Below are 15884 nucleotides of genomic sequence, written 5' to 3' on the forward strand. Positions count from 1 at the left end.
TGGATTGTATGAGAAAGCAAAACATATGCTCATATGGAAGGGGCTACAAATTTAAATCACGATAGTTTGGATGATGTTTTAACAGTTCCGAGATAGTGACAAATGTATATCCTTTTTCTTTTAAAATCGGTAAAATTTCTTTTAATGCTTGGACAGTTTGTTTCCGGCTACCGCTTCCGTGATCGTGAAACAAAATAATTTGTCCAGGCTGAATATGTTCAATGACACGGCGGACAATTCGTCTCGTCCCAGGGTTTTGCCAGTCATATGTGTCTTGATGTTTTGACCACATGACGACAGTATAACCTCGTTGTTTGGCGATATCTATGATCTGCTTGTTGTAGTAGCCAAGTGGGGGACGAAATAACGTCGGGCGTTCTCCGGTAATGTCATATAGCACATCTTCGCTTTTTTTTATTTCTTCCTCAATCGTTTGTTTAGATTTGCCGCGAAAATCAAGATGTTTATACGTATGATTTGCAATTTCATGCCCTTCGTTCATTTGTCGCTTAATGATATCCGGATATTTTTCAGCACGAAACCCAACGACGAAAAAAGTAGCTTTGGCGTCATACTGTTTTAAAATCGTTAAAATGTCAGGAGTGTATAATATGTCTGGCCCGTCGTCAAACGTAATCGCGACCATTTTTTCATCAGTTGGCACGTTCCAAACAATATCGTCATGTATTCGGTGAACAGGTGTTGTCGTAATGAGCAACAAAGACAAAAATAAGAAAAGTACGTTCATTTTTCATCCCCGCTTTTTTATATATCATGTGAAAAAAGTCGTTTTGTCATTCTCTTTTCTATACAAGACGTAGTAAAATAAAGATAATTAGGTCATGGGAAGGGATATCAATGAAAAAAATTGTTGGCATCATCGTATTTTTATTCGCACTTGTTGTGGGAGGAGTATATTTGTTTGCACAAGAAAGACAGCCCGTGCATGCAACGTGGCTTTGGAACCCATGGTTATTTGTGAAAGACGAAGATCGCGTTTTCTCTTTTTTACAAGAAAAACAAGTGAGCGATGTATACGTGCAAATCGATGAAGAAATTCCGATTGATACGTATCGTCAATTTGTTCGGCGTGCAACCGAAAAAGGTATTCGTGTGTATGCGCTCGATGGGGCGCCAAATTGGATTGAAAATGGAGAAGGAATGGAACGCTTATTTCGATGGCTGGTCGAATATGAAAGCGTTGCCGAGAAGAATGAAAAGTTTTACGGTGTACATTTAGACGTTGAGCCGTACTTGCATGCGTGGTGGCGGACAAATCAAAATGGGGCAATCACTTCGTATCAAACGGTGTTACAACGAGCGCGTGAGCTTGCGAAAGAACGATCGCTACGGTTTGAAGTGGATATACCGTTTTGGTTTGATGGGGTACGGTATGGAAACAGCAATTTAGCGGAATGGGTGATTGCGAATACAGACGGTGTGACAATGATGGCATATCGTGATCAAGCAAGAGACATCATTGACATCGTGAAAAAAGAGATGCAAATAGCTAGAAAATACGGGAAGCAAATTGTTGTGGGGGTTGAAACAGGACAGGTTGATGAAGGGGATGACGTTTCGTTTTTTGAAGAAGACGAGACGTACATGAACGAGCAATTGGCGATTGTTCAAAAGCACTACGCACGAACAAAAAGCTTTTCTGGCATCGCTGTGCATCATATGGAACAATGGATGAGTAGAAACGAGTGAAGGTGAGATAGATGAGTGAGCGTGAAGAAAAACAGCTGTATACGCTTGCAGAGTTTTTTGAGCTTGTCGGAGAACGACGAATGGAGTTGTACGAAGGCGTTCCTGTGCTCATGGCTCCAGCCTCATACGAACATGAGGGGGTTGTAGCGAATGTAATTGGGGAAATCACATTCGCGTTAAAAGGTAGCCCTTGTTTTGTGTTTGGAAGCAATTTGCAAGTCGTGCTTCTTTTCCAAGATGAGCAAAAAGGAAAAGAAAATGTCACGGTGTTACCGGACATCTCAGTTGTTTGTGAGAAAGAGAAACTGCGCAATAAGCGTTGTTATGGCGCCCCAGACCTCGTTGTCGAAGTTCTTTCTCCAAGCACTGCAAGAAATGACCGATTATTAAAGCGTTATTACTATGAAAAAGCAGGGGTAAAGGAATATTGGATTGTTGATTATCAGCATCAGACGATTGAAAAATATGTCCTTCATAACGATCGTTTGCAACTAGAAGAAGTATATGATGCGCAAAACAATCATTTTGTCTCAACTTTGTTTTCAAATATACAGTTCTCTACACATGATATTTTTTCATTTTCTAATATATAAACAAAGAGGAAGGGGAAAATGTATGTCGAAACATACGAAGCACATTTATGAAGCAGAAAGACGAGTACAACAAGCAAAAGAAAAAATGAACAGTACGTATCGCTTAGCATATCACATTATGGCGCCTGTAAACTGGATGAACGACCCGAACGGGCTCATTCAATGGAACGGGGAGTACCATGTGTTTTATCAGTTTCATCCAGACAGCCCAAAGTGGGGGCCGATGCATTGGGGGCATGTGAAAAGTAAAGACCTTGTGTATTGGGAGCGTGTACCGATTGCACTTGCGCCGAGCGAATGGTACGACGAAGGCGGCTGTTTTTCAGGAAGCGCGGTAAATGATCAAGGAGTGCTAACTCTTATTTACACCGGAAATGTTTGGCTGAACGAGGAGCAGACGGAACTGAAACAATATCAATGTATTGCAACAAGCAAAGACGGCATCCATTTTGAAAAAGACCCGAACAATCCGGTGCTTTCTGAGCCACCATTTGACTGCCAAGGGCATATTCGCGATCCGAAAGTGTGGAAACGTGGCGACGATTGGTATATGGTGCTTGGGACAAGAGAAGGAAACAACGGAAAAGTCGTTTTATACAAGTCGAACGATTTGCGCCATTGGGAATATGTCAATATCATTGCGCAAAGTGATGGCAACTTAGGCTATATGTGGGAGTGTCCAGATGTTTTCCGTTTGAACGGCAAAGATATTTTGTTGTTTTCACCGCAAGGAATCGAACCAGAAGGCGATCGCTTTCAAAACCTTCATCAAACAGGTTATGTTGTTGGTACGCTTGATTATGAAACGGGAAAACTAGCGCACGGAGCGTTTGAAGAGCTCGATAAAGGATTTGATTTTTACGCCGCGCAAACGTTTGAAGATGAGAAAGGTCGACGCATTTTGTTCGGTTGGATGGACATGTGGGAGTCGCAAATGCCGACGCAACAACACGGATGGGCAGGCGCGTTAACGATTCCGCGTCTTTTGGAATTGACAGATGACGAGAAACTGTTAATGAAGCCGGTGCCGGAATTACAATTATTGCGCCAAGAGCATATGCGTCTGAAATCGATCTCAGTAAAAGGAGAGGGCGGAACGTATACACTTCCATGGAAAGGGGATCGACTAGAGCTACTCGTTCGTTTTTCGGTAGCTGATTTTCAAGGAAATGCATTTGGTGTGAAAGTGCGCTGTGCGGAAGACGGAAGCGAAGAAACGATTTTCCGTTATGATGGAGAACAATCTATTGTCACATTTGACCGAAACCGCTCTGGAAAAGGCGAAGGCGGCATTCGTCGAGCGGCGCTAGATAAACAGGGAGATGTTGTTACGTTCCATTTCTTTATCGATCGTTCATCGGTCGAACTATTTGTCAACAATGGTCGACTTGTGATGACAGGAAGAATTTATCCATCCGAAACGAGCCAAGGAATCGAATTGTTCGCAGAAGGCGGGGACGTGACTGTCCTTTCTATCGATGCGTGGACATTGAAGGATATTTGGAGTGAAAAATAGGAGAGACGGTATACGAAGCCGTCTCTTTTCGTTTCCAACGGTTATCGTGTCCACATGAGAGGAATAGTATAAATGTATAAAGAAGAGATGGGGGATGATGATGAGCCGGTTTGTTATTTATATGATTGCATATGTCGTTATGGTCGTTGTGAATATCATTGCTGAGCGGCTTCCGTTAAATGGTCAGACGACAGGGGAAATATCGCGAAAAGTAGACGTCTTATTTACTCCGGCAGGGTATGTGTTTTCGATTTGGGGGCTCATTTACATCTTACTGGCGATTTGGATTTTAAGACAAGTTCCTTTTTCACGACGCGACTTGCCAATGTATCGTCAAGCGCTCGTCCCTTTTGTTATTAGCTGTATATTGAATGCGTTATGGATTGTTGTGTGGCATTATGAATATTTTTTCTTTTCGGTCATTGTGATGCTTTCTCTTCTTTTTACGCTGATCTCGTTATATACAGTGGTCAAACGTACGAATCCACGTTTTTTTGATCTTTTGCCATTTTCTATTTATTTAAGTTGGATTAGTGTTGCAACGATTGCCAACATTTCATTTACTTTAAAATATAACGGTTGGGATGGATTTGGATTATCTGATGCATTTTGGGCAATCGTGATGTTACTTATTGCGACAGCTTTAGCCTTTTTGTTCATGATCCGACAACGAGATAACATATATCCACTTGTATTTGTTTGGGCGTTTGTTGGCATCGGGGTGAAAAACCAAGGGACTGCGTCGCTTGTTGCATACGTTTCATTTTTGCTGGCAGGGGTTATATTAATTGGCACAGCATCTTTATACAAAGAAAAAACATAATCGCCCATACTTGCCTATGGGCGATTTATACATATTGACGTATTGTTTCATGAAATTTTTTTTCCATATCTTCGTCATGCAAAAGTTTTTTGAAGTTTGTTTTTGAAAATAAATATGTAGTGATGCTAGGGTCTTTTAACATATGTTTTATCGTATTTCGCTCGAACGTTTTTTGTGGTGAAATAATTCCTATTTTTTGCAGATGTTTTAATTTTCGTTTTGCGGTGAGATAACTAAACTGACCGAGCAACAAAAAATCTAACGATCCACCTATTGCTTCGAAACACATAGTGACTAGCATTTCCATGCTTCCCATTGCCCCCTTCTTCTATTTTTGATAAATCACTCAAATTTTACCTTTTTTCATCGTAACATATTGACAAAAAAAAAAAAGGAGAGGATAAAATTTTATTGTGAATATTGCGACGATTGGGTGTGTTTGCTGTGAAATTGTATTTACCTTTTTTAAGAGAGATCGAGGTGAAATTCAAGGAAAATTATTGTCGTATCGACTCGACTGACGGTTTTTTTGATTTAAATCATGCAATCGAAAAGGGGGAAGAAAATGGGCAAAATGTAGTAAGTATTTTCTTTATGAATAAAAAAATTCTAGAAATAAACATCAACCTATTAGCAAAAATGAATGAGAATTTTAAGGGTATTCGCCTAGTAAAATGTTTAACATGCATGGGGGTGGAAAAAAATCATCAAGGGGTGCTTTTTCCATTACAGCCAATAAGTGATTTTAGCATGAATGATCAAGAACTATGTATTTTTTCTGAATTTTATGGTATTCAAAGAGATATGCCTGTCGTCATCATCATCGAACATAATAGCGAACTTGTATATGGAAATATAGACGTTATACCAGCTGGAAAGAGAGGGGATTATCACAGAACTTTTGCACACGTTATTTTACTTGAGTACAATCAGCTCCTAGAGCATGTTCAAAAAATGAATGAATATAAATTTTTCTTGTATTTGTTAAATGGAAGGAAGCTGGCTGAAGGTGTTTTTCGTATAAGGCGAGAAAAGCTCTCATATGGTAAGAAGTACCTCAATCTTTATAGCTATCATGTTGATGAAAAAATATAAGAGGCACTGCTTTAATTTTTCTTAGGGATATGTAAGGATAAAGAAGACTTTCTATTATATAGGTAAATGATTCTATGGAATACAGCTATTCATTACTTATCACTACACTTCGTTTCTAGTGGAAAGGATGGTTAGCAATGTCTACATGGAATAAAATTGAATCAGGAATTAAGCAAGGATTAAAGGATGTAGCAGCTTCTTATGGAATTAATTGGAGTGGTGCTGCTAATACTGCTAGTAAGGCAGGCCCGGCTACAGTAGGTGCCCGTAATGGTTGGAAAGAAGCAGAAGCAGAAGTGAGAACTAAGATATCTCAAGCAGAAACAAGATTGGCAGCTGGGAGAATTGAAAAGGCAGCAACACAAGCGATGATCAAAGGAGCAGCTAAAGGAGCGATCAAAGCGATAGGAATATGGGGATTCATACCTGATATCGTTATATTTGCGAATGGTTTTAGAAAAGGGTACTCAGCTGCAGGTAACTAGGAGGGCTTATAGTGGGAGCTTACGAAATAAACGGAATTTTCCTAGTGGTCTTTATTTATTGGCAACTATTTTATGCTGTTAAGAAAAAAGATACTAGTCATATTGTTTACGTTGTTGCTCCTATATTATTAATGTTTATCTTTATTTATACTACTCTTTTTGATTTCATCCCCCCTTATCTACGTATCGGGATTGTTGTTATTGTATATATGTTGCTTATTGTAGTTGGTTTTAGAAATGCAAAGAGAAAAATGAAAGAAGCAAGATTTAGAAGCAAGAATGAAGTGTAACTTGTGATGTTATATAGACTTCCATGACGAAACATTTTCGTCATCATCGGAAGGATGAAAATGTCCCTATGTTGAATGCTACAACTTTACGCATTTTGGAGTTCGGGTATTTTCAGTATAGATACAACTGAGGAGTTTAACGTACTTTTTTCGATCACCGAGGCAAGCCTATGGCTTGCCTCGCAGTAGTTGAAAAATAACGATGCGATCCATATGTGTTATTTTTATAATTTTATGAATTTTATTTACACAATCTTCATAAGTTCACGGATATCAAACTTTTTGCGGTGATGAAAAGGACACAGCGATAAAAACGTATTGGATAAATATAGAAATAATCGATGCAAATATTGGAGCGATCATGCTAGTCCTCTATCACAACTCCACAGGTGCATATCGTCCCTCCACATTTTCTCCATATTTTTTCTGCTATAATGAAGAAAAACACCAATAAGGGAAGGAATTGTTTGTGCGAAAGCTTTCATTTAAGTTAGGGCTATTATTTTTTGTCTTTGTGCTAGGGGTTGAAACAGTTTTATTTGTGGCTTTATATGTGACGCTTGTTCATGCGAAGGTTGATGAAGAATTTGAACAATTACTAGCAAGAGGCAACAATCATCGGGCCGTGTTAGAAAGTCATTACGATGAAGTCACGTTAGAACATGTCGTCATGATGGAGTCGGAAGCGGAGACGGATGTCGTCATTACAGATGAGAAAGGAGACATTTTATATTTTTCCGATCACATTTTGCCGTTTGCCAAAAAAATCATTCCTCATGCCGATGCTATCCGCATTCCTCACAGCGGGATGGTTGTGCAAAACAACTGGAAAAACGAATCGTATATTGCCACCGCTAGCCCGATTCGGATGGACGGCAAGACAAAAGGATATGTATATATGTTTCAGCGGACGGCTTCTATTCAAAATATGATTGCCAAATTAAAACATCATTTTCTCGTTGTCGGCATTGTTTCTGTCTTTTTGACGATTTTGACGATGTTTTTCTTATCAAGAGTCATTACGATTCCGCTTATTCGCATGAAACAAGCGACCGAAAAACTGAGCAAGGGAGATTTTTCTGTCCGTCTGCAAGTGAAAGGGGAGGACGAGCTAGCGCAACTCGGAAAAGCGATCCAAACACTTGCGACCGACTTAGAATATTTGAAAAAAGAACGAAACGAATTTTTAGCGAGCATTTCGCATGAACTGCGCACCCCGCTCACATATGTGAAAGGATATGCGGACGTTGCGCGCAGACCGAATATTGCTGAGGAAGAACGAGCGAAATATTTATCCATTATTTATGAAGAAGCAGAGCATATGCAAAAGCTAGTGAAAGATTTGTTTGAGCTTGCGAAAATGGATCAACATTCGTTTCAAATTAAGAAAGAGCCAATTTCACTATGCCTTTTTTTGAAAAAAATATACGAAAAAATGTATCCTGCATTTCACACGAAAAATATGTCGCTTGTCTACCGCTGTGAGGAAAACGTTACCGTCCATATCGATCAACAGCGGTTTGAACAAGTGATGATGAATCTTTTAGACAATGCGTTAAAATATTCTCGCCAAGGTTCTACTGTTTCTATTGACGTGAAAACAGAGAAAAAGAACGTGATCCTCATCATTTCTGATGAAGGAATCGGCATCCCTGAAAAAGATTTGCCACACATTTTTGAACGGTTTTATCGAGTCGATAAATCACGGTCGCGAACAGGCGGGGGCACAGGGTTAGGTCTGGCGATTGCCAAAGAAATTGTTGAAGCGCATGGCGGTTCGATTCATGCGATAAGCCAATTCGGAAAAGGGACAAGCATCATCATTACGTTGCCGAGGGGTGAATGAAGGTGTATACCGTTTTACTGGTGGATGACGAAAAACGAATGTTGGATTTATTAGAGCTGTATTTAATCCCAAACGGGTATCGTTGTGTGAAATGCGAGTCAGGAGAGTCCGCTGTTCGCTATTTAGAAAATGGCGAAGTAGACATCGTGTTGCTTGATGTGATGATGCCAGAGATGGACGGATGGGAGACGTGCAAACAAATCCGTAAATTTTCAAACGTCCCGATTATTATGGTTACCGCAAGAGATGCGACGACAGATGTTGTCCAAGGACTAAAAATCGGCGCGGACGACTATATTACAAAACCGTTTGACGAATCGGAATTGCTTGCGAGAATGGAGGCGGTATTGCGTCGTTCTGTAGGCAAACAAACGAAACTGGAGTTTCACGGCTTAGTTTGGGATGAGGCGCAACATAAAGCCCAATATGCCGGGCACGATATTTTTCTCACGCCAAAAGAGTTTGCCATGCTAGGGCTTTTTCTCAAAAACCCAAACCGCGTATTTAGCCGCGAACAGCTGATCGTGACATTGTGGGGGTATAACGCCAATACAGAAGAACGGACAATTGATTCACATGTGAAAAATATTCGCGAAAAGCTCCGTCAAGCTGGTTTTCCGATTGATGAGTTTTTGCAAACGGTTTGGGGAGTCGGATATAAATGGAAGAGCAAGTAATTGCTTTATTTCATACGTACCCATCGATCGCTTTTCTTCTCAGCATTGGGATTAATATTGTAATTAGTATTTTAGGCGTTGTCCCGAGCGTCTTTCTTACGGCGGCTAACTTGGCGGTATTCGGTTTTTGGCAAGGCACGTTTTTATCGTTTATCGGAGAAGCAGTTGGTGCGATTGTGTCATTCTTGTTATATCGAAAAGGATTTCGCAAACTTTCGGAAACGAAATGGCTTTCCGATCCGAAAGTGAAACGTTTGCTTGAGGCAGAAGGGACAGAAGCCTTTTCTCTTGTTTTGTCTTTGCGTCTTCTTCCTTTTGTTCCGTCGGGGCTTGTGACGTTTGTGGCAGCGATTGGACGCATGTCACTCCTTCTTTTTCTGGTCGCCAGCTCGCTCGGAAAGCTGCCAGCACTTTTGTTAGAAGCATATTCGGTGTATCAAGTGATGAACTGGACGTGGCAAGGGAAAGTGATACTGACGCTTGTATCTACTTTTTTATTGATGTTTACTTGGAAGAAAATCACTCGAAAAAAGGCTTAAACGAATGAAAAAGAATGTGCGAAATCTAAATGATACAAAGGAGAGTCAACCATGACAAAAATGACGAAAGCAATCATCATTACATCATCCATTCTTCTTCTAAGCGCTTGTTCATCCTCCAACGAAAAAGAGCAAGCCTTTATTACAAGCAAAGAACAAGCAAAATCGAATGTATCTGTTACCAATAATCCTTTCTTTAAAGAAAAAAAAGAAGGAAAGATCGAGCATTTACATGGAATCGGTTATGCAGGCAACCAACATGCGATTTACTTTGCTACACATGAAGGTTTATTCGTTTACCAAAATAATAAGTGGTATGAAACGATTTCTAATAAGCATGATTATATGGGCTTTTCGGCTACAGACGACGGCTTTTATTCATCAGGGCATCCGGAAGAAGGTTCATCTTTAGGAAATCCACTTGGTCTCGTGAAAAGTTTTGATAATGGACAAACATTGATGAATTTAGGATTTTATAAAGAATCTGATTTTCATTATATGACAGTTGGCTATAAAAGCCATACCATTTATGTTGTGAACCAAGAAGAAAATAAAACGCTCGGACAAGGGGTATTTTACAGTAAAGACGACGGCAAAACGTGGTCGCCAAGTCAATTGAACGGCCTGCCGCAAACTGCAGCGGGAACGATTGCAGCCCATCCAACGGACGAAAATATGGTTGGAATTAGTACATCGGAAGGAATTTTTGTTTCGAGAGATAATGGGAATACGTTTGAACGGTTTACTCGAAAAATCAATACGACGACGTTTGCGTTCCAAGAAAAATTCATTGTATTTGCAGCTGTAGAGAACGATAAACCTATCCTAATTAAACAATCATTAGACACAAAACAAGAGGAAGTTCTTTCCGTTCCTGCATTAGACGAAAAAGATCATATCATGTATATCACTTCTAATCCAGCAAATGACAACGAAATAGTAATTGCGACGATGAACGGGGATATTTTCATGACAAAAAATAACGGTGCAAGCTGGACAAAACTAGCATCGAAAGGGAAAATATAAAAAGACATGCGGGATAGCATGTCTTTTTGTTTACCTAATTCGCTCCACAATTTCTGCAAAATTCACTGCTACAATATAAACATCAGATTAAAGAAGAAGGTGAGAAGAAGGGTGTATTCGTTCTTGAGTCAAATCAGTAACCTTCTAAGTCAACCGTTTCTCAATATGGCAAATAGCATGACAGCGATTCCTATTTTGTCAGCCTTTATCCTTGGTATAGTGGGAGCGATGGCTCCGTGTCAACTCACTGGTAATTTAGGAGCGATCACGTTATACAGTAATCAGTCTTTGCAAAAAGGAATGGCTTGGAAAGAGTTGCTTTTATTTATTTTCGGTAAAATCATTGCTTTTTCCGGTTTAGGCCTGATTGTCTGGCTCATGGGGAAAGAGATTCAAAGTACGCTAACATTGTATTTTCCGTGGTTAAGAAAGCTTATTGGTCCCATTCTCATTCTTGTAGGCTTATATTTGTTAGGGCTTTTTAAAATGTATTGGAACGTTACCTTGTTCAAAGTGCCTGAGAGATGGCGAAAAGGAAAAATCGGTTCGTTTTTCATGGGATTTGGCTTTTCATTAGCTTTTTGTCCAACGATGTTTGTGCTGTTTTTTGTCACTCTCATGCCTCTCGTCTATTCAACGTCTTATGGGGTGCTATTACCGAGCATCTTTGCCGTTGGAACTTCTGTACCTGTTATTTTCTTTATCTTTGTCCTTTGGTACTTAGGATTTAGCGGCACTCTAATGAAAAAAGGAAGGCAGGTAGGGAGGATTGTTCAAAAAACAGCCGGAATCGTGATGGTTTTACTTGGTATATTAGATACCATCACTTATTGGTTTTAAAGTTAGGAAAAGGAGGGAAACTCAATGATGTTTGGCGGTTCTTTCATGATGGTGGGGATCATGCTATTTTGGGTTGTATTAATCGCCGTTGGTTTTTATCTCTTATATCGTTTTATTAATGATCGGAAAGAAGAACTCTCTCCACTGGAAATATTGAAAGTACGATTAGCCAAAGGAGAGATTTCTTTGGAAGAGTTTGAACAGCTAGCGAAAAAATGTGAATAAATGATGAAAAGATGGTTGATAAGGATGATGTCAACCATCTCTTTTGTTGCTTTATATACCCATTACCGGTATAATGTAATCAGAGAGGTGATATTTGATGAGTCATTGTGAAGATCACAATATGGATAAAAAAATGGTTCCGCGCACGGAAGAAGAAATTGAAAAAATTGTGAATCGCTTAAAACGGATTGAAGGCCAAGTGCGCGGGGTGCAAAAGATGGTCGAAGACAATCGGTATTGCATCGATATTTTAGTGCAAATTTCTGCAATCACGGCAGCGTTAAATAAAGTCGGTCTGAACTTGTTAGAACGCCATGTCAGCCATTGTGTGTCGAAAGCGATCCGCGAAGGAAGCGGAGAAGCATCCATTCGCGAATTAATGGATGTCATTAAGCAATTTTCAAAGTAAGGGAGGGAAATGGATGCGAACGGTGACACTAAAAGTGACCGGCATGACATGTGCTGCTTGTTCTGCCCGCATTGAAAAAGTGTTGAATAAAATGGACGGTGTTGAAGCGACTGTCAATTTAGCGATGGAAAAAGCGACCGTTCAATACGACCCGAATAAATATACCATTGCAGACATTGAAGCAAAAATTGAAAAGTTAGGATATGGCGTTGCGACAGAAAAAGTGACGCTTGATATTGAAGGGATGACATGCGCGGCATGTGCGACACGGATTGAAAAAGGGTTACATCGGATGGAGGGCGTGACAAGCGCGACGGTAAACTTGGCGACAAACAGTGCGGTTGTGGAATACAAGGAAGGCGTTACATCTGTCGAAGACATTTTAGAGAAAATCAAAAAGCTTGGGTATAAAGGGAAAATTCGCAACGAGGAACAAGACGATGCTGGCCGGAAAGAAGAGTTGCTTAAACAAAAACAACGGCAACTCGCCATTTCCATCATTTTATCGTTGCCTTTGCTTTATACGATGGTTGCCCATATGCCGTTTCATATCGGTTTGCCGATGCCGCATCTGTTAATGAATCCGTGGTTTCAGCTTCTTTTAGCGACACCCGTTCAGTTTTACATCGGCGGTCCTTTCTATGTCGGGGCGTATCGGGCGTTACGAAATAAGAGCGCGAACATGGACGTCCTCGTGGCGCTTGGAACATCGGCTGCCTATTTTTATAGTTTGGTTGAAACGTTGCGGGCGCTCACAAATCATGAACCGCGATTATATTTTGAAACGAGCGCTGTTTTAATTACGCTTGTGCTTGTCGGAAAATACTTTGAGGCGCTTGCGAAAGGACGAACAACCGAAGCGATCTCTAAGTTGCTAAGCCTGCAAGCAAAAGAAGCGACTGTCATTCGACATGGGGAAGAAATAAAAGTTCCGCTCGAAGAAGTGGTGATCGGCGATACAATCGTTGTCAAACCAGGAGAAAAAATTCCGGTAGACGGTACGGTCATTGTTGGATCTTCTTCTGTTGACGAATCGATGATTACGGGGGAATCGATTCCGGTGGATAAGAAGGAAGGCGACTTTGTCATCGGGGCAACGATTAATACAAATGGGGTGCTGACTATTCGTGCGGAAAAAGTTGGAAAAGATACTGCACTTGCCAATATCATTAAAATCGTCGAAGAGGCGCAAGGGTCGAAAGCGCCGATTCAGCGAATGGCGGATACGATTTCCGGTATTTTCGTCCCAATCGTTGTCGGAATTGCTGTCGTTGCATTCATTATATGGTACTTCTTTGTTGCGCCGGGTGATTTGGCAAAAGCGCTTGAGGTGGCCATCGCCGTTCTCGTCATTGCGTGTCCTTGTGCGCTCGGTCTTGCCACGCCGACATCGATTATGGTCGGAACAGGGAAAGGAGCAGAACATGGCATTCTTTTTAAAGGAGGTGAGTACCTAGAGGGAACGCATAAAATCAATGCCGTATTATTGGATAAAACAGGAACAGTGACAAAAGGAAAACCAGAAGTGACAGATGTGTTACAATTCCAAGAAAACATGCTCGACTATGCCGTTTCGGCCGAGAGCGCTTCAGAACATCCGCTAGCGCAAGCGATTGTGGCGTACGGAAAAGCAAACGGAATTGTCGCGCAACCGTTGACTCATTTTTCTGCGCTCGTTGGACATGGAATTGAAGCAACGGTGAACGGAAAGCACGTGCTCATCGGTACGCGCAAGTTAATGAACGAACGTGCAGTCGCTATTGCTGAACATGAGGAACAAATGAAAAAGCTTGAAAACGAAGGAAAAACGGTCATGCTCGTTGCGATCAATGGACAGCTTGCCGGGATGATTGCTGTTGCAGACACGATCAAGGAAACGTCAAAACAAGCCATTGCGACATTAAAACAAATGGGAATCGACGTGTATATGGTAACGGGAGACAATAAACGAACAGCTGAAGCAATTGCGAAACAAGTCGGCATTGAACACGTATACTCGGAAGTGCTGCCAGAAGATAAAGCGAACATCGTTGAGGATTTGCAAAAACAAGGAAAACGAGTCGCAATGGTCGGCGACGGCATTAATGACGCTCCAGCTCTGGCGAAAGCGGATATTGGGATGGCGATTGGCACTGGCGCAGATGTCGCGATCGAAACAGCGGATGTGACGCTTGTTGGCGGCGACTTGTTGCACATTCCAAAAGCGATTGAACTGAGCCGACAAACGATGCGCAACATTCGGCAAAACTTGTTTTGGGCATTATTTTATAATAGTGTTGGTATTCCAGTCGCAGCGGCTGGTCTATTACAACCGTGGATCGCTGGGGCAGCGATGGCATTTAGCTCTGTATCTGTTGTGACAAACGCGCTTCGTTTGAAGCGTGTGAAAATATAAACTAGGGAGGAATAGATGATGACGATTACATTACAAGTACAAGGAATGACATGCGGACATTGCAAAGCAGCGGTGACAAGCGCCCTTGAACAATTAGATGGTGTCAGCCGCGTCGAAGTGCATTTGCAAGAAGGTACAGTCGATGTAGATTACGATGAAACAAAAGTAAGTGTAGAAAAGCTGAAAGAAGCGATTGAAGAGCAAGGATATGATGTGAAATAAGGAAGAGAAAGGGTATTCCTATGTTGAAGGAATACCTTTTTTAGTAGCGAAAGTTTTTTCTTTTTTATGAAGAATAATGAAAAAATGAGATGTTATAATGAAAATAACAGGTATGTAAAAGGTGGTGATTCATTTGTTATCAAAACAACACATACTCAATGAAATGTCTAAAAATTTAGATATGTGGAGTAAAAAGTATGGTGTAAAGCGAATTGGGATATTTGGTTCTTACAGTCGAGGGGAACAAAGAGAATCAAGTGATATTGATGTGTTAGTAGAATTTATAGATGATGCGATGACGTTTGACAATTATATGGATCTAAAACTTAGTTTGGAAGATCATTTTCAAAAAAAGGTAGATTTAGTCATTATCGATGATATTAAGCCTTCATTAATGTCAACTATTTTAGGGAGTGCTAAGTATGCAGAGAGAGCCTAGCGTTTTTTTACAAGATATTCTATATACATCCAAATTGACATTTTAACCTCTGGTTTACACAGCACACCCGATGCGGCGTAACACCTCATCTGGGTGCTGTAAGACGTGTTGTTCAAACCGAGTAATCGACTGGGCGATGTCTTTTTGATCTTTATGCAAGATGTTGGCGATGACTTCGTCTTTCAGCCACTTCCACAACCGTTCAATCGGATTCAAATGAGGCGAATACGGCGGGAGAAAAATAAAATGAAAGGCATCGCCTTCTTCGCTTTGAAGGAAGGCTCGAACCATGTTGGCATGATGAATACGCGCATTGTCCAACACAAGCACGATGAATCGGTCGGAATATTTCTCTTTTAACAGGCGCAAAAAGTCGAGGAACGTTTCGGCGTTGGCGGATGATGCGCGATGAAACACGACATCACCTTGTTGCACGTCGACGGCACCAAAAATGGATACGTGGGCGTGATGACCGTAGCTTGGCACTTGTTTTTGATTCCCTACTTCTGCCCATGTCGTACGAAGCGCTTGATAGGCGCGAACATGCGTCTCATCGACATGAAGCAGAACGATTTCTTCCGTGATTAGTTTTTTTTTATAAACTCAAGTTCTTTTTCAAACGCCGCTTGAAGTACAGGATCGCCTTTGACGAGCTTATAGGTCGGACGTGTCCATGACAAGCGAAGACGATGCAACAACTTCCGAATGCCTTCCCGTGACATCGAAACACCATAGGTTTGTTGGATGTAGGACT

The 15884-nt window shown here is 41.0% G+C and carries 21 protein-coding genes; 17 read left to right on the plus strand and 4 right to left on the minus strand.

What is annotated here, in order from left to right; all coding sequences use genetic code 11:
- Positions 1–43 precede the first annotated feature (43 nt).
- Positions 44–748, minus strand: coding sequence for a polysaccharide deacetylase family protein (locus EKC99_RS09800; protein WP_075039335.1), 705 nt, complete (start codon positions 746–748; stop codon positions 44–46).
- 110 nt (positions 749–858) lie between these two features.
- On the opposite strand from EKC99_RS09800, the gene EKC99_RS09805 reads away from it, so the two are divergent.
- From EKC99_RS09805 to EKC99_RS09820, 4 genes are all read left to right on the plus strand, one after another.
- A complete protein-coding gene (locus tag EKC99_RS09805) occupies positions 859–1710 on the plus strand; it encodes a hypothetical protein (RefSeq protein ID WP_042535415.1) in 852 nt (283 codons plus the stop codon).
- An 11-nt stretch (positions 1711–1721) separates the two neighbouring features.
- Positions 1722–2303 (plus strand): Uma2 family endonuclease, encoded by a 582-nt coding sequence (locus EKC99_RS09810; RefSeq protein ID WP_042535413.1) that lies wholly within the window; start codon positions 1722–1724, stop codon positions 2301–2303.
- A gap of 22 nt (positions 2304–2325) precedes the next feature.
- Positions 2326–3819, plus strand: a complete 1494-nt coding sequence (locus EKC99_RS09815) for a glycoside hydrolase family 32 protein (RefSeq protein ID WP_075039336.1) — start codon at positions 2326–2328, stop codon at positions 3817–3819.
- A 100-nt stretch (positions 3820–3919) separates the two neighbouring features.
- Positions 3920–4642 (plus strand): TspO/MBR family protein, encoded by a 723-nt coding sequence (locus EKC99_RS09820; RefSeq protein ID WP_020424561.1) that lies wholly within the window; start codon positions 3920–3922, stop codon positions 4640–4642.
- A 25-nt stretch (positions 4643–4667) separates the two neighbouring features.
- On the opposite strand, the gene EKC99_RS09825 is transcribed toward EKC99_RS09820, so the two are convergent.
- Positions 4668–4949: a hypothetical protein gene (locus tag EKC99_RS09825; RefSeq protein WP_240468844.1), complete on the minus strand. Its 282-nt coding sequence runs from the start codon at positions 4947–4949 to the stop codon at positions 4668–4670.
- A 173-nt stretch (positions 4950–5122) separates the two neighbouring features.
- Between EKC99_RS09825 and EKC99_RS09830 the strand changes: the two genes are divergently transcribed.
- From EKC99_RS09830 to EKC99_RS09890, 13 genes are all read left to right on the plus strand, one after another.
- Entirely contained in the window at positions 5123–5737 is a 615-nt protein-coding gene (locus EKC99_RS09830) for a hypothetical protein (protein WP_238148405.1), read from the plus strand.
- A 137-nt stretch (positions 5738–5874) separates the two neighbouring features.
- Positions 5875–6222: a hypothetical protein gene (locus EKC99_RS09835; protein ID WP_019417828.1), complete on the plus strand. Its 348-nt coding sequence runs from the start codon at positions 5875–5877 to the stop codon at positions 6220–6222.
- 11 nt (positions 6223–6233) lie between these two features.
- Positions 6234–6512 (plus strand): hypothetical protein, encoded by a 279-nt coding sequence (locus EKC99_RS09840; RefSeq protein WP_019417827.1) that lies wholly within the window; start codon positions 6234–6236, stop codon positions 6510–6512.
- Positions 6513–6981: 469 nt separating this feature from the next.
- Entirely contained in the window at positions 6982–8358 is a 1377-nt protein-coding gene (locus EKC99_RS09845) for a sensor histidine kinase (protein WP_075039338.1), read from the plus strand.
- A gap of 2 nt (positions 8359–8360) precedes the next feature.
- The gene (locus EKC99_RS09850; RefSeq protein WP_075039339.1) at positions 8361–9035 is read left to right on the plus strand and encodes a response regulator transcription factor; all 675 of its coding nucleotides are present in this window, start codon (positions 8361–8363) and stop codon (positions 9033–9035) included.
- The gene (locus EKC99_RS09855; RefSeq protein ID WP_035067619.1) at positions 9020–9574 is read left to right on the plus strand and encodes a TVP38/TMEM64 family protein; all 555 of its coding nucleotides are present in this window, start codon (positions 9020–9022) and stop codon (positions 9572–9574) included. Before EKC99_RS09850 ends, EKC99_RS09855 begins: the two co-directional genes overlap by 16 nt.
- 51 nt (positions 9575–9625) lie before the next feature.
- Positions 9626–10600, plus strand: coding sequence for a F510_1955 family glycosylhydrolase (locus EKC99_RS09860; protein WP_035067617.1), 975 nt, complete (start codon positions 9626–9628; stop codon positions 10598–10600).
- A 111-nt stretch (positions 10601–10711) separates the two neighbouring features.
- Positions 10712–11440: an urease accessory protein UreH domain-containing protein gene (locus tag EKC99_RS09865; RefSeq protein WP_035067615.1), complete on the plus strand. Its 729-nt coding sequence runs from the start codon at positions 10712–10714 to the stop codon at positions 11438–11440.
- A gap of 24 nt (positions 11441–11464) precedes the next feature.
- On the plus strand, positions 11465–11665 hold the full coding sequence (locus EKC99_RS09870) for an SHOCT domain-containing protein (protein ID WP_075039340.1): 201 nt from the start codon (positions 11465–11467) through the stop codon (positions 11663–11665).
- Between the two features lie 97 nt (positions 11666–11762).
- On the plus strand, positions 11763–12074 hold the full coding sequence (locus EKC99_RS09875) for a metal-sensing transcriptional repressor (RefSeq protein WP_163151692.1): 312 nt from the start codon (positions 11763–11765) through the stop codon (positions 12072–12074).
- A 13-nt stretch (positions 12075–12087) separates the two neighbouring features.
- Positions 12088–14469 carry a heavy metal translocating P-type ATPase gene (locus tag EKC99_RS09880; RefSeq protein ID WP_163151684.1) on the plus strand — a complete coding sequence of 794 codons (2382 nt, stop codon included), beginning with the start codon at positions 12088–12090 and terminating at the stop codon, positions 14467–14469.
- Positions 14470–14487: 18 nt separating this feature from the next.
- On the plus strand, positions 14488–14691 hold the full coding sequence (gene copZ / locus EKC99_RS09885; RefSeq protein ID WP_026011709.1) for a copper chaperone CopZ: 204 nt from the start codon (positions 14488–14490) through the stop codon (positions 14689–14691).
- Between the two features lie 163 nt (positions 14692–14854).
- Positions 14855–15130: a nucleotidyltransferase family protein gene (locus EKC99_RS09890; protein WP_085787966.1), complete on the plus strand. Its 276-nt coding sequence runs from the start codon at positions 14855–14857 to the stop codon at positions 15128–15130.
- 54 nt (positions 15131–15184) lie between these two features.
- Here EKC99_RS09890 and EKC99_RS09895 read toward each other — a convergent pair whose 3' ends face one another.
- On the minus strand, positions 15185–15715 hold the full coding sequence (locus EKC99_RS09895; RefSeq protein ID WP_368667173.1) for an IS630 family transposase: 531 nt from the start codon (positions 15713–15715) through the stop codon (positions 15185–15187).
- On the minus strand, positions 15715–15852 hold the full coding sequence (locus tag EKC99_RS09900; protein WP_483296097.1) for a winged helix-turn-helix domain-containing protein: 138 nt from the start codon (positions 15850–15852) through the stop codon (positions 15715–15717). The genes EKC99_RS09895 and EKC99_RS09900 overlap by 1 nt, the downstream gene beginning before the upstream one ends.
- Positions 15853–15884: the final 32 nt, after the last annotated feature.

This window comes from Anoxybacillus sp. MB8 (assembly GCF_011006755.1).
GTDB lineage: Bacteria > Bacillota > Bacilli > Bacillales > Anoxybacillaceae > Anoxybacillus > Anoxybacillus gonensis.